The organism is Sphingobium sp. YBL2, assembly GCF_000943805.1.
In the GTDB taxonomy this organism is placed as follows: Bacteria; Pseudomonadota; Alphaproteobacteria; order Sphingomonadales; family Sphingomonadaceae; genus Sphingobium; species Sphingobium fuliginis.
This window is the reverse complement of sequence record NZ_CP010957.1, coordinates 268,371-282,040: the sequence shown is the minus strand read 5'-3', so window position 1 is coordinate 282,040 and position 13,670 is coordinate 268,371. Positions and strand designations below refer to the sequence as shown.

Annotated in this window: 15 protein-coding genes; 9 read left to right on the top strand and 6 right to left on the bottom strand. The window is 62.3% G+C overall.

Annotated elements, in window-relative coordinates; translation table 11 throughout:
* Positions 1-471: 471 nt before the first annotated feature.
* On the bottom strand, positions 472-1,791 hold the full coding sequence (locus tag TZ53_RS24845) for an SLC13 family permease (RefSeq protein ID WP_044663535.1): 1,320 nt from the start codon (positions 1,789-1,791) through the stop codon (positions 472-474).
* Between the two features lie 112 nt (positions 1,792-1,903).
* Between TZ53_RS24845 and TZ53_RS24840 the strand changes: the two genes are divergently transcribed.
* Positions 1,904-2,761 carry a hypothetical protein gene (locus TZ53_RS24840; RefSeq protein ID WP_044663534.1) on the top strand — a complete coding sequence of 286 codons (858 nt, stop codon included), beginning with the start codon at positions 1,904-1,906 and terminating at the stop codon, positions 2,759-2,761.
* A gap of 52 nt (positions 2,762-2,813) precedes the next feature.
* Here the strand turns inward: TZ53_RS24840 and TZ53_RS24835 are convergent, their stop codons facing one another.
* Entirely contained in the window at positions 2,814-3,560 is a 747-nt protein-coding gene (locus TZ53_RS24835; RefSeq protein ID WP_044663533.1) for a hypothetical protein, read from the bottom strand.
* 75 nt (positions 3,561-3,635) lie between these two features.
* Positions 3,636-4,091, bottom strand: coding sequence for a response regulator (locus TZ53_RS24830; RefSeq protein WP_230463522.1), 456 nt, complete (start codon positions 4,089-4,091; stop codon positions 3,636-3,638).
* A gap of 334 nt (positions 4,092-4,425) precedes the next feature.
* Between TZ53_RS24830 and TZ53_RS24825 the strand changes: the two genes are divergently transcribed.
* Both TZ53_RS24825 and TZ53_RS24820 read left to right on the top strand, forming a co-directional pair.
* Positions 4,426-5,871 (top strand): ATP-binding protein, encoded by a 1,446-nt coding sequence (locus TZ53_RS24825; protein WP_044663532.1) that lies wholly within the window; start codon positions 4,426-4,428, stop codon positions 5,869-5,871.
* On the top strand, positions 5,868-6,554 hold the full coding sequence (locus TZ53_RS24820; protein WP_044663531.1) for a response regulator transcription factor: 687 nt from the start codon (positions 5,868-5,870) through the stop codon (positions 6,552-6,554). Before TZ53_RS24825 ends, TZ53_RS24820 begins: the two co-directional genes overlap by 4 nt.
* Positions 6,555-6,591: 37 nt before the next feature.
* On the opposite strand, the gene TZ53_RS27045 is transcribed toward TZ53_RS24820, so the two are convergent.
* Positions 6,592-6,840, bottom strand: coding sequence for a hypothetical protein (locus tag TZ53_RS27045; RefSeq protein WP_157009891.1), 249 nt, complete (start codon positions 6,838-6,840; stop codon positions 6,592-6,594).
* A 250-nt stretch (positions 6,841-7,090) separates the two neighbouring features.
* Between TZ53_RS27045 and TZ53_RS24815 the strand changes: the two genes are divergently transcribed.
* Entirely contained in the window at positions 7,091-7,441 is a 351-nt protein-coding gene (locus TZ53_RS24815) for an MbcA/ParS/Xre antitoxin family protein (RefSeq protein WP_044663530.1), read from the top strand.
* An 8-nt stretch (positions 7,442-7,449) separates the two neighbouring features.
* The gene (locus TZ53_RS24810; protein ID WP_044663529.1) at positions 7,450-7,950 is read left to right on the top strand and encodes an RES family NAD+ phosphorylase; all 501 of its coding nucleotides are present in this window, start codon (positions 7,450-7,452) and stop codon (positions 7,948-7,950) included.
* An 80-nt stretch (positions 7,951-8,030) separates the two neighbouring features.
* Here TZ53_RS24810 and TZ53_RS24805 read toward each other — a convergent pair whose 3' ends face one another.
* On the bottom strand, positions 8,031-8,981 hold the full coding sequence (locus TZ53_RS24805; protein ID WP_044663616.1) for a serine hydrolase: 951 nt from the start codon (positions 8,979-8,981) through the stop codon (positions 8,031-8,033).
* Between the two features lie 326 nt (positions 8,982-9,307).
* Between TZ53_RS24805 and TZ53_RS24800 the strand changes: the two genes are divergently transcribed.
* The 3 genes from TZ53_RS24800 (at position 9,308) to TZ53_RS24790 (ending at position 10,759) form a co-directional block, all read left to right on the top strand.
* Complete coding sequence (locus TZ53_RS24800; protein WP_044663528.1) at positions 9,308-9,688, top strand: DUF4168 domain-containing protein; 381 nt, start codon at positions 9,308-9,310, stop codon at positions 9,686-9,688.
* A gap of 159 nt (positions 9,689-9,847) precedes the next feature.
* Entirely contained in the window at positions 9,848-10,225 is a 378-nt protein-coding gene (locus TZ53_RS24795) for a Rap1a/Tai family immunity protein (protein ID WP_044663527.1), read from the top strand.
* Positions 10,226-10,300: 75 nt separating this feature from the next.
* Positions 10,301-10,759 (top strand): hypothetical protein, encoded by a 459-nt coding sequence (locus TZ53_RS24790; protein ID WP_044663526.1) that lies wholly within the window; start codon positions 10,301-10,303, stop codon positions 10,757-10,759.
* A 37-nt stretch (positions 10,760-10,796) separates the two neighbouring features.
* Here the strand turns inward: TZ53_RS24790 and TZ53_RS24785 are convergent, their stop codons facing one another.
* Positions 10,797-12,752 (bottom strand): lytic transglycosylase domain-containing protein, encoded by a 1,956-nt coding sequence (locus TZ53_RS24785; RefSeq protein ID WP_238320204.1) that lies wholly within the window; start codon positions 12,750-12,752, stop codon positions 10,797-10,799.
* Positions 12,753-13,064: 312 nt separating this feature from the next.
* Here TZ53_RS24785 and TZ53_RS24780 point away from each other — a divergent pair, with 312 nt between their 5' ends.
* Positions 13,065-13,655, top strand: coding sequence for a septal ring lytic transglycosylase RlpA family protein (locus TZ53_RS24780; RefSeq protein WP_044663524.1), 591 nt, complete (start codon positions 13,065-13,067; stop codon positions 13,653-13,655).
* Positions 13,656-13,670 lie beyond the last annotated feature (15 nt).

Sequence of the window (13,670 nt, the reverse complement as noted above, 5' to 3'; positions counted from 1 at the left end):
TTTTCAGTAGGCTCCAAAGGCCGGATCGATGCCATGTCGGCAATACAGGGGTCTGCTGACGCCGAACTTCATAGAGTCCTGGACGATTAGGTCTGCTTCATCGGTGGACCGGATCCACGCCGGCAGGCGAGTCAGGGCAAAAGCCAATCGCCCTTTCTCGAATGTCAGCAATGGCGCGGCGGCTGGTTAAGGCCGGGATTGTCAAACACCATGCCGCAATCGGCTTGAACGACAGCCTCTCGGATCAAGGGCGCGCCGCGTTCATAACGAGCACGGACCTTTGCCTCCGGGACGATATGGCGCCCTCTTCGACCCTTGCTCCGACGCGGGCCACGCGGCGATGATCGATGAGGCGAAAAGTCGGAAGCAGCTCGTAACATGCAGGAACAGTCGTACCTTCCTATATGGTCGAGGCCCAAGCCGTCATTTGTACTTTTCCGCCTCACTACAATGAAGTGCGCAATGCCCGCCCTAAAAGGGGAAGAACCAGTGGATCGCGGCAACTGCGGCTATCCAGGTGATGAGGTTGAGCGGCAGGCCGACCTTGGTGAAGTCGAGATAGCTGTACCCCGCCATCTGATAGACCAGCACATTGGTCTGATAGCCAAAAGGGGTGGCGAATGCCGCACTGCCAGCGATCATCACCGCCACGAGGAACGGGCGCGGGCTGACGCTCAGGCTCTCCGCCAGCGCCACCGCAATCGGCGTCACCAGGACTGCGACCGTCGCATTGGACAGCAGTTCGGTGAGTATGAGCGTCGCGCCATAGAGCAGGATGAGAGCGGCCAGCGGACCGAACAGGCCTACCCGGCTGACGAGCGCATCGGTGGCCGAGGCGGCAAGTCCGGTCTGTTCAAGCGCGATGCCGATGACGACCATGCCCACGATCAGCATCAGGATCTCGGGCCGCAGGCCGCCATAGGCTTCCTCCGGGCCGATCACGCGCAAGAGGATCAGCAGCACCGCACCCGCGAAGGCGGAGGCCGCAATGGGCGCGATGTTGAAGGCGGCGAGCGCAATGACACCGATGAAGATCGCTGTCGATACCAGCGCCCTGGTGGGTGACAGCGGCCTTTGCACGGCAAAATCCTCAATATCGCCGACCGCATCTCCGGCAATGTCCAGATGGCTGACATGGTGCGGGAGTACGGCTTCCACCCGTTCAAGCGGAGCGGGTAAAGGCCGTGCAAGCAACCGCCCGGAAAAGAGGAAGAGGTAAAGACCTCCGGTTGCGGCGACGATCAGCCCCACCGGGGTGATCTCGAAGATGGAAAAGGGCGGCTGCCCCGAAGACCGGGCCATGTCGTCGACAAGGAGATTGGTCGAGGTGCCGATCAGCGTGCAGCAGCCGCCCAGCACCGCGACATAGGAGAGCGGCATCAAAAATCGCTTGGGATCCAGCCTCAATGATTTCGCCACGTCCCGAACGACCGGCGCCGACAGCACGACGATGGGCGTGTTATTGAGAAATCCCGACGCGGCGCCACATAGCAGGATGAGGAGCCAGATGCCCAGCGCGCCGATGCGTCTGCATAACGCAACCGCCCTGGCGATCAGCAGGTCGAGCAACCCCGAGAGTTCCATCGCATGGGCAATGACGAAGAGCGAGGCGAGCGCTATGATCGCGGGGCTGCCGAATGCGCCCTGGACTTCGCTCGGGCGCACCGCGCCGGTGAGCAGCAGCAGCGCTGCCCCGGCAAGCGCGACCACATCGGCCCGTACCTTGTCCCAGATCAACGCGGCGATCACGCCGCCGAGCACGACCAGGGTAACAATTTGCGCAAGGGTCATCCCCATCGGCTAGCATAATGAGGCGGTCAACACAGGAAAAATGCGAAAAAATCTCGAAAATCCGGAAGCATAGGGGTCAATTTGCCCGGCGCGATCTGCTACGCCTGATCTCATGGCAGAACAGAATTTCCGGTCGTCCGTCCTGGGCTGGCTGATCGCCGCCGCAGCGGGTTCCGCGCTCACCTTCCTCCTTGTCGCGAAGGAACCGGTGCGCGAGCCCGTCGAAAACAAGGCCGACGTCAAGGAAAGCAAGCCGGTCGCCCAAGCACCAAAAATCCCGGTCATTCCGACGCCGCCGCCACCGCTGGACCGGGCCGCCCTGCTCGCCGCTGCGGCCCGCGCGGCGGACGCGGTAGCGAGCGGCGCCCCCCTGCCGCCGTCCAACGCTGCGCTCATCGGGCGCTCCTTCGTCCTGCGCATCGCCTTTGGCTGCGGGGAAGAAGGGCAGGATGAGACAGAACCGCAATCCTGGGCCGGCTGGACCTTCAATCCGAAGAGCCGCGCGCTGCGGTTGACGGCGCGGTCGACTGATCTTGCCGACGCGCAGTGGGTAAAGCCGCTTGCGGCCGGAATAGCCTTCGATGCGGTGGAAGGCTTCTGGATACAGCGCCCCTGGACCCGCGCGGACCAGTGCAGAGCTGAGGACGGAGGGCTGCCTCTCGCCGTGCCGAATGGCCCCGCGCAACGACTGGCGATCGCGCAATTCTACTCGCCCGAGGGATCCCGGACATTACGGCGGGGTGGGCGCCCCTATTCCTCCACTGTCAGGCTGGAAGAAGGGCGCCTCCCCTCCCCCCAAGGCTATCAGCTTCAGCTCGAAGGCAGGCTGGCCGGCTTTCCCGATGGGCAGCCGGTTCATTGTCTTCAGCAGAACCCTGCGTTCGATCCGCGCTGCCTGATCGCGGTCGAGTTTGAACGCGTGGCGTTCGTGCAGCCGGGCGTGGACGATCCGATCGTCGAGTGGCGCTAGCCAGAGCAAAAGCGCCGCAGCCTCCCGGCCACGACGCTTTGACTGGCTGACGTCAACCCGCGCTCGCGGACTGGGCAAGGACCTGCGCGGATGGCTTGTTGGCTGCGTCCACGCTGCCGTCCGCGATCATCGCCTTCGACATGGACGCAGCTTCGGCCTTGACCGCGGTATCCCCACTTGTCTGGCTGGCCCCGATCAAGGCGGCGAGAAGCAGGTTCCGGTTCACCGGATTGGCCTGTTCGGCGACAGCCTTGCGGGCGAGCGGAATGGCCTCGGCATAGAGCGGCGCGGCACCCGCCTTGTCCTGCTTGCCAAGCTTGAAATTGCCCACCTGGATGAGAATGCCCGTCAGCACGCCCCTGCTCTGCGCGTCAGTGGGCCTGGCGACCACGACCTTGCGCCAGTGGGGCAGACTCTCTTCATAGAGCGGCGCCACCGCGTCCAGCTTTTGCAGAGCAGCGTTGGCAGCTGCGGTCGCATAGAGCGCGTTGGCCAGGAAATTCACGTTGTCGATCTTGTCCGGCTGGGTCTTGACCGCGTCGCGGATCGCCGGGAGAGCAGCATCATATTTGGCAAGGGCGGTAGCATTGTCGCCTTTTTGCTGCGCCTGCTGGCCAGCGGTGAAATCCGTGACCGCCTTGTTGAAGGCCATGATCTGCTCCTGGCTGAGCGCCGGCGCGGGAGAAGAAGCCGGCGCAGAAGCAGGCGGCTGCGCGGTTGCCGGAGCCGCAGCATTGTCCTGCGCCGCGGCGGGAACAGCCAGGCAAAGCGCAAACAGGGTGGGCAGGGCACGATACATTGATTCTCTCCAGATAAAGGCCGGACCCCGGTTGGAATTGCCAGGATGCGGCGAGGGTTGCTTTGCAACTGAAACTCAGGTGGCCAACAGCGTCATCGGTTCCGAAGGCGGAAATATGGCGTTGACCATCTGCACGTCCAAGGCGCCCAGACTATAAGGCTTCATCAGCATGGGTCCGTATCGGCGCAGATCGGCTGGCAGGTCGCCCGGATCGCAGCCGCCCGACGTGATCACTATCCGCATAGCGGGCCAACGAATGGAGACCTGCCGAACAAGATCAAAGCCGTTCAGTTCGCCCGGCATGTTCACGTCGGTAAACATCAGGTCGACCTTCCCGTCCAGCTGCTCAAGAAGGCCGAGCGCCTCTCCAGCGTCCTGTGCGGCAAAAACGGTGAATTCCTGTTCTACCAGAAACTCGCACACATTCATGCTGACCAGCGCTTCATCCTCCACCACGAGGATGATGACGGGCCGCGGGAAACGGGGGCGCCCTGTCCTTTCTGCCACGGTGATCGGCATGTTCGCGTTCATGCCACCCTTGTGCAGCAGGGGCGGGCCATATCACCCGGATCGCGCATGGATGAGGTGCGGACGCTCAACTCCGCAGATAATTCGCCGTGCATGTTTTCCACTCATGATCGCCCGATCCTCCTTGAGCCGGGCGTTTCGCGGGACATATTTAGACAGGCATGATGAAACGGCGTTATTATGACTTTTATATGCATGGACCATTCAGCCCCTGCCGGCTAAGCTGGGAAATGCCTCCTTTTTGCAGTCTGTTGACGGCGGCAATTGCGTGATGGCGGGCGAACCACGTAGCGGCCTGGCGCATATGGGAGTAGAAGCCCGCACGCCAGGCTGGAGAATGATCCTTCTCGCCGCGCTCGTTGTCCTGCCGTCCTGGTTCCTCGCCATTTACGGGCAACCGGCGCTGGGCCGCGTGGCGGCGGCCTTGTTCTTTGTCCTGGGCGTGGTGATCTGCGGTGCACTGGGTGGACTGGGCGCAGCCCTCGCGGCGGCGACCGCCGCATTTCTGCTGTACAATTTCTATCTGGTCGAGCCAGTTTTCAGCTTCCGGATCTCGACCGGAAGGGACGTGATCCCACTGCTGCTGTTTACCCTGTGCGCTGTCGTGGCCGGTGTCCTGGCAGCCCGGCTCAAGGACCGGGCGAACGCCGCAGACCACAGTAACCGGCAATTGCGCAGCTTGCTCGAAATCAGCCAATCGCTGCAATCGGCGCTCCGCGTCTCCGACATCGCCAAGGCGCTCGACGAGCACCTGTCCGGCGGCGCCGGCACGACAGCGACGCTATTCCTCATCCGCGACGGATCTTTCGAAGAGGCCGAGCACGCGCGCGACGCCGACAGCCGGCTGCGGCTGGTCGGCGAGGCGAGGGAGACGCTGAGGAGTCCCCGCGAGACCGGTCCCTACACCCTATATCGACTGGACAGTACCGCAGGATTTGAAGGAGCCATTCTGTTCGAACATGGGTCCGCCCGGCGGCTCGACAGCGCCTTCATGTCCGCCCTTGCCAATCTGATTGCGCTGGCCGTTGAACGCGCCGCGCTCTCGGAGAGCAACAGCGAACGCCAGGCGCAGGCCCGAACCGAGGAACTCAAGACGGCCTTGCTCTCGTCGGTCAGTCATGATTTCCGAACGCCCCTGACCGCGATCAGCGCGTCCGCGTCCAGCCTGATCGAGTTTCGCGAACAGCTTGAGCCTGCCGCGGCCGCCCGCCTGCTGCGCGGCATCGTCAGCGAATGCGATCGCCTCAACCGCTACACCTCCAATCTTCTGGAAATGAGCCGTCTCGAGGCGGGCCAGTCGCTCGCGCACAGGCAGACATTGAGCGTGGCGGATACGGTCAGCGCCATTGTCCAGAGAATGCGGCTCCGCGCCGGTCAGCGCCGGATCGAACGTCACTTGTGCGAGGAGGATCTGCTCGTGACGGTCGATGCGGCCATGTTCGAGCTCGTGCTCGTCAATGTGCTCGACAATGCGATCACCTACAGCCAGGACGGGACGCGCATCCGCATTCATGTCCGCCGCGACAGCGACTATTGCGCCATTGCCGTGACCGATGAGGGGCACGGCATCCCGCAGGAAGACCTGCGCAAGATATTCACCCGTTTCTACCGGGTTTCCCGTCCCCGATCGTCGGCGCGCGGGAGCGGCCTTGGCCTTGCCATCGCGAAGGGTTTCGTAGAAGCGCTCGGCGGCCGGATCGGCGCAGCCTCGCCGGGCCTGGACGGCCGCGGCACAACGATCACCATCATGCTCCCCCTAGTCACAGAAGCCTCGTCCCCATGACCGCCCTGCACATCCTCGTCGTCGACGACGAACCTTCGCTCATCGACGTGCTTCAGCCCGTTCTCGAAGCCGCCGGCTACCGCATCACCGCCGCGCCGGACGGACGCAGCGCCATGGCCGCTATCGAGGCTGTCGAGTTCGACCTCATATTGCTCGACCTGGGCTTGCCCGACATCGACGGCAAGTCGCTGCTTCAGCGCGTCCGCCTTGATCAGGAGGTTCCCATCATCGTAGTCTCGGCCCGCCATCAGGAGACCGAAAAGATCGCCGCCCTTGATGAGGGCGCCGACGATTATGTGAACAAGCCTTTCGAGATCGGGGAATTGATGGCCCGCATCCGCGCGGCGGTTCGGCGCCATTCGCTATCCAGGGCGGACGCATCGACCTATTGCGCGGGCGGCCTGACGATCGACTTTCCGACACGCCGGGTGATGCTGTCAGGTGAGCCCGTCAAGCTGTCGCCCAAGGAATATGATCTGCTGCAGACCTTGGCGCGCAAGGCAGGACAGGTCGTCACCCACAAGCGGTTGCTGGCGGCAGGCTGGGGCGCCGAGACCACCGACACCCAATATCTGCGTGTCTATATCGGGCTTCTGCGCCAGAAGATCGAACAGGATCCTTCAGACCCCTGCCTTTTGCTGACCGAACCGGGCGTTGGGTATCGCTTGATCGCGGCCAGCTGAGCCGGGGAGCCCATGGCAGGTGCGCCGTCCGATCCTGTCAGATGAGGACGGGCGTCGGTGGGAGAACCTCTGGCTTGCCGGCCTCGACAAGTTCATCGAGAAACGGATTGTCAGGCAGCCGCTGCCGCGCCATGCAGATCGCCTTGTCCACGAGCATCGCATAGAGTTGTTGCCGGACCCTGACGTCGGCGGTTTGACAATCGAGTTCAGCAAATCCTTCACGCAACTGATTTTCAACCAGTGTTTGGGCAGCGCGTACAGCGCGTGTTTCACGCCAGCTATTCATGAAATGATTTTTCGCCCTTGCCAGGGTGTAGCGGACCGGAGTTTTTCCACATCTGTGCTCATTTCCTCGTCGGTCAGCCATTCCAGAAGAGTGGATAGCACAAACGTCCCGGGAGCGTTTTTATGCGATTTTTATTGTCGGGAAGGGATGGACTGTCTGGTTCAGAATGGATGAGACGCTTGGGCAGCCTCTTGATTGGCGCACAAACTGACGCTATATAGCGTCATTATAGTTGCGTCAGGACGGTGAAATGGGCCTGCTCGAATATGCCGATCACGGAATGTTTGCGCCGAGCAAGATCGCGGCGGCATTCCGCACAACAAGCGAAGAGGTCGCTCGTTCGGCCGGCTTGGGGCGCGACGCTGTCCAGCGCAAAGAACGCTTGCGCTCAGATAAGACTCAGCGCCGCTTGAGGGAGATGATCGAGGTGATTAGCAAGACCAGCCCTCGCTTCGGATCCCCGCTCATCGCTTACGCCTGGTACAGGTCTGAACCCTTGCCCGGATTTTCGGGGCAGACTGCCATGCAGCTTGTGCAGGATGGCAGGGCAAGCGAGGTGCTGGAATATGTCGACGCTGTCGATGCTGGCGTGTTCGCCTGAGTGTTTCCATGCGCTACCAGGGCAAGCTCTACCGGGCGCTGAACCCGGTATATGCGCGCGAGCCACTGTCAGGCCGGGGCGCCGAGCTATATGGCGGCCGTTTCAATCCCAAGGGAACTCCCGCTCTCTACGGCGCAACCTCATTACAGACGGCCATTAGAGAAGCAAACCAGGTCGGCGATCTTCAACCGACGACGATTGTCTCCTATCATGCCGACCTCGAGAAGATCTTCGACGGGCGCGATCCCGCCGAACTCAGCAGATTTGGCATGAGCCCGGCCGGTCTATGCGATCCGACCTGGCGCGATCAAATGAAGAAGGCCGGAAAAGCCCAAAGCCAAATCTTCGCCGAAACCCTCATCGACGAGGGTTTCAATGGCTTGCTCGTGCGCAGCTTTGCTCGCGGGGCTACCGATGACGATATCAACCTCGTGCTTTGGAGGTGGGGCGACACCCCGCCCTCAAGAATCACGCTCATCGACGATGACGGACGTTTGGGCAAAAGCTGAACTTTCGACCGAACGCGCCCTTGTCCGAGCTTTATCAGTGCGCCGCGCGCTCAGGCAACCGATCAAGGCGAAGGGTCGCATCAGTCCGTCCTGACGATGGCGCGCGTGACATTGCCCATGAGCCGCATGCGCGCCGGGATCGGCAAGCGCGTGCTCGCGATCATCACCGCCACAGCATAACGATTTCCGTCGGGCGAGACGAGAATGCCGACATCATTGTAGCCGGTCGCCAGATTGCCAAGTTCCTGGCCCGTCCCTGTCTTGTGCGCCAGCGTCCATCCCTTGCGAAGGCCCGAGCGCAATCGCTGCGGACCGGTTCTGCTGGCGCGCATCAGACCCAGGAGATGCCGGGTAGAGCGCCCGCTGAGCAACTTCCCCTGTTTCAACCGCATGAGACCAAATGTCACGCCATTGGCCGAAGCCCCGTCGTAGGGATCCGCCAGATAGCGCTTGAGCGCGCGGTTGCGCGCGGCAAAGGGCATCGCCGCGCGCGCTTTGAGAAAGCCCCATCCCCCTGCCCATTCGGGCCGCCACGTAAGCCCGGCCGTCTTTGCCTGCAGCTTGCGCTCGCCGGGGCCAAAGCCGACATCGTCCAGCCCCTTGCGCTTGAGCATCGCGCGGATCGCCTGAGGTCCGCCGACCTTCCAGAGCAGAACATCATTGCAACTGTTGGCGCTACGCGTCATCGCCAACTCCAGCAGCTTGCCGATCGTGGTCCGATAGCCCGCCTTGGTCACCAGGGAGCGAATGGGCTGGTGAAAGACAGTCAAATCGGACTTCTTCACCATCACAGGATCGGACAAGGACAATGTGCCACGATCGACCGCATCCATGACGGCGATGGCAACCCATAATTTGCTGACGCTCTGCTGGGGCAGCATCCGCTCGGCGTTGAAGGAAACGGTCCAGCCCTCATCCAGGTCGCGCACCGAAATGCCGACCTCTCCCTTGAACGATTGCCCCAGGCCTTCAACCGCGTTGAGAAGATCGGCGGGAGGCTGGGAGCGAGCCGCCTTCGTGGCATGTTTCACAGAAGCGGCATGGGCGGGAGCTGCAAGCAGGCCCGCCGGCGCGCAGCCGATGGACAACGACCATAGCAAGGAAGCCGCTAGAAAGCGGCGTGAACGGGCGACCGGCAATGTGAACCCCTTTGCGGTACAGTGGAAGGAGCAAGGCCAGGAAAGCCGAACGGTTCGAACGGATCGCCGCCGATGATGCTTCATCTGGCCGCAGCGACGCGGGAGACCTGATAAACCGGGACGCTGGCGTTTTTCAATGCCTTGGGGTAGGATATTTGCGACGAGGCCTGCGTCCGGTCATATCCGCCGAAATTCCATTCTTTGTTCAAGGATAGCTTATGCACGCCATATTCTTCGCAGCCGCACCCCTGGCTTTTCTGGTAGCTGCCCCGGTCTCTGCCTCGAACCGCGGGCATAGCGCGCAAGAAGATCCAGCCGTCGGGCCCACACAATTCTCAGCTCGGCAAATTCATGCCTATGCCGCAGCCCTCCTGGACATTCAAAAGATGAGGCAAAGCCTGTCCGCCCAGGCCGCAAAGCTTGCACCTGAGCAGGCGGCGATCCTCAAGAACAAGGCGCAGTCCGAAATGATCGCCATTGTGGAGCGGCATGGACTGGATCTGCCCGGCTTCAATGCGATCACGACAGAGGTCGAACGCCAACGGCGCCTCCGGCATGAGGTGAGGCAGCTCATGATGGAACAACTTCTGTCCACCTGATATGTGCGTCCGGCGTCTTGCCGCCAAGCAATCGGAAGGTTTCGATCGCTGCCGGCGAAACACAGGCCCTTTTCCAGCGATTTCCCGCGACCGGCTACTCGTCACCCGCTGGAAGGCCGTCAGAGGGCGAGCCGTTGCCTTTTATCCAAGGAGAAAGTCATGAACCGCGCAGTCCTTCTCCTGGTTCTGGCGCTGGCGTTTCGGGCTACGCCCGGCAATGCCGCGCAGGGCACGAGAGACATACCGGCATTTTTCTCGGGCAACCAGTTGTTCGAGATATGTTCGAACCCCAATTACGGCCAATGCTCCATGTATGTGGCCGGCGTCATCGACGGCATTTTCTTTGCCGATGGGGAAGGTGGCCGACAATCGCTTTGCCGGGGCGAGATCACCAATCAGGCCGCGGCGGAACTGGTCCTGCACAGGCTGTCGGACGATGAAGCATTGCGGGCCTTATCGGCCGCAGCCGCTGTACGCGCGGCGATCGCCGACCGGTTGTCCTGTCAGGCCTCCCCTGCCCTTGCCGAACAGTCCTGAGCGCAAGCGCTCGTCACCTGCAATTTCTGGAGAGAAACGGCATTCACGCACAATCAACAAGAGGAGGAGCTGCAAATGCGCTTTTTCATGTTGTCTGGACTGGCCATGCTGGCGGCCTGCAATCCTGATGACGTCAAGCCGTCCGTGGCGAACAATGCCGCGGGGAACGAAGAGCCTTCAGCCCAGGCTGCGCGCGAGCGGGCGGTTCCCGCTTTGCCCGCGGCAACGGCGCCTCCCACCATCACCATGCCTGCGTTCGCGCCGCAATATCCAGCGTCGGTTATAACAGCGGTGAACAGCTCCGCTTCGGGACGAAACGTGCATGAAGTGACATTAGAAACCCGGGATGACGCCTCGAGCATCATGGCGTTCTATCGGGACAAATTTATGGCCGGCGGCCTCAAGAAGACCTCGGATTTCCAGTCCGGCGGCACTGGCGTCCTGTCGGCGGCCGCCAAGGACAGAAAGGCCGCGATCGCGATAACGACGAGCGGTACGATGAATCGGGTGATCGTCACCTATTCCGGGGACTGACGAGAAGCCGGGCCGCAGACGGGGCCGCGCGGCCGCCTCATCCCGATGATGACTTACCCAGATATTCCGACAGCGGCGCCTTTGAGCCGTCAAACCGTGCATGGGCCGGGTTCATCGCCTCATAGACCACTGCATTTTCCAGCACGCGCTGTACATAATTTCTCGTCTCGAAGAGCGGGATCTGTTCGATCCATCGCAAGATGTCGGATCCGGGCTTGCGGGGATCGCCATTGGCCCTGATCCAGCGGTTAACATTGCCCGGGCCCGCATTATACGCCGCCACGGCAAGCGGGTAGCTGCCTTTGAAATAGCTCAGCATCCGCTGGAAATAGGACGAACCCAGAACGATATTGTAATCAGGCTCATCGAGTGAACTGGCCGCGTAGCGCATGCCCAGCTTCCCAGCCTGTTCACGGGCCGTACCAGGCATCAACTGCATGAGCCCCCGCGCCCCTGCGCGACTGACGATCTTCCGGTCGAACTGGCTCTCCTGGCGAGCGATGGCATGTATCATGGTCCAGCTCTGCTTTGCCCGAGGGGGCACCGTGATGCGCGGGAAAGCGCTGCCCGCATAGCCCGAAAGACCATTCGAGGCCGCACGACGGCTGGCCATCACGCCCATGTCGGGCCGGCCGATTGTTTTCGCCAGTTCAACGGCAAGATAATAGTCCGCCGCACTATCTGCATCATTGGCGATGGCGCGGGCGAATTTGCTCTGATCCGCCCAATAGCCCATCTCTCCCAGCGCCTTGACGGCGCGTACCACTGATCGGTTCGCAAATGCGGTGCGCTGGGCGGTGGAGATCTTGATGGCATGGCCGGCCGCAGAAGGAGCCGGGATCGCTCGTCCCCGCCGTTCGAGGGCGAGCTGACCGTAAAACTGCCTCGGAAAGGCAGAGGCTTGCTCGAAAAAGCCGTTCGCGCGCGCGCTCTTGCCGGCCTGGAGCGCAGCGCGGCCGGCCCAATAAAAGCCCTTGGATCTGGTCTGGGGAGACTTGGCCGCCGCCGCATAGCGATGAAACATCCTCATCGCGTCCTTCGGCTTGCCGAGATTGTAAAAGGCGGTCATGCCCGCGAGCCAGGCAAGGCTGGTATAATCGTCACGCTCGCCAATCGGCCGGCCGCTGACATCTGTGCCGGTCATATAGGCGTCGTCGAGCTTGCTGGCGATCGCATAGGCGAAACTCCACTGGGCGTCCCTGGCAGCGCCTCGCGCGTGCGCCAGCAATGTCTCGTACCATTTCTCGGCGTTCCCAGGCCGACTGATCAGCACTGGCCGATTGGCGAGATATTGCCGCGCGGCGATCGCGTTGCCGCTGCCAAGCAACCAGTTCACCTTGTCGGCGATGTAACCGGCGTCCGCGACCCCCAGCCTTTCGGCTCGCTGCATGCGCGCGGCCGCATCTTTTCCCTTCCTGCGAAAAGCGATCCGCGCTTCGTAGACCGGCCGCCGGGTCGCCGTGACATAGGCCAGCATGCGCTCTGCTCCCGCCAGGTCATTGCCCCACAGCAGCATGTCAGCGCGCTGGTCGTGATCGGCCTTTGTCCAGCCGGATCCGAACAGCGACAAAAGCCGCGCTTCGTCATGAGGAGCAAGCGCGCCTCCCACCCAGGCGCTCCGCGCCGCGATCCTGGCGTCATTCCTTCGCCCCGCGCGCATGAGCGCCATGGCATGGCGGGCATGGCCGGTCGCCGTGCGCGCAGGATATCGGGAGAAGAATGCGATGACCTGCTCTGGATCGTCTCTGTCAGGATCGATGCCGGCTTCCGCCAACCGGCGCATCCGGCTTTCGTCGGGCCAACCCGGATTGGCCATGATGAAACGCGCATAGGCGGCAAACCCCAGGTCGTTGTTGCGTTGAAGCGCGCGCCACTGATCGATCGTGGCGACGATTGCGGCATCTCGCGCCACGCCGATGCGCCCCTGCGCCTGGCGCCAGGGGCTCGGTTGCTGGGACGATGCGGCGGGCGTCTTGGCAGCAAGTGCCGCCATTTCGCGGTCCGCGCTGGCGGTAAGGGCCAGGAGCAAAAAGGGGAGCGTGACAGCCATGACGGGATCTTCGAGGGCAGGTTGTCTGAGGAATGGGGCAGGTGACAGGTACGATATCCTCGCCATCCGCATAGCGTTACTATAGCTTTCCTATGCGCGCGGAAGGATCCGCGTCGCTCGAGGACCGATTGCCGTTCAACCAGACAAATATTCCATCAATGGGCCTGGCCGTGGCGGGTCACATCGCACGACGAATGCCCGCAAAGACATGGAAGGCGGGTTTTCCTGCCGCGGGGGTCAGGCTAAAGCCGACGCATGAATCGCGGACTTTCGATCAGGTGCGGCTGTGTTCTGGCGGCGATGGGAATGCTTGCGGGCTGCGGCGGTGGAACCCGATATCGTCCCGTGAGCGACGTGCCGGTGCGTATCGGCAAACCCTATGTCGTGCGCGGGGCGACCTATGTGCCGGCTGCTGACCCCACATATGATTATCTGGGCTATGCCAGCTGGTATGGCAGCGAGAGCGGGAACCAGACAGCCAATGGTGAACGCTTCATTCCCAAGGCAGTAACGGCAGCCCACACGACGTTGCCGCTGCCAAGCTATGTCGAGGTAACCGCGCTCGACACGGGCCGGACCATCCTCGTGCGGGTGAATGATCGGGGGCCGTTCGCAGGGCGGGGACGCATCATTGACCTGTCGCGTGGCGCGGCCGAACAGCTGGGGATCAGAAGGCAGGGCTACGCGGCTGTGCGCGTTCGCCTGGTCGATCCGCCCGAGAGGGATCGCAGGGCGCTGCGTAAGGGAAAACGAGCGCCCGAACGCCCACAGGTGGATGAGCGGACCCTCGCCAGCTTACGGGCGCAATTGAGTGCCCGGCGCGAGGCCAGCTTGTCCACGGATTGAAACGTCGCGTCGTGT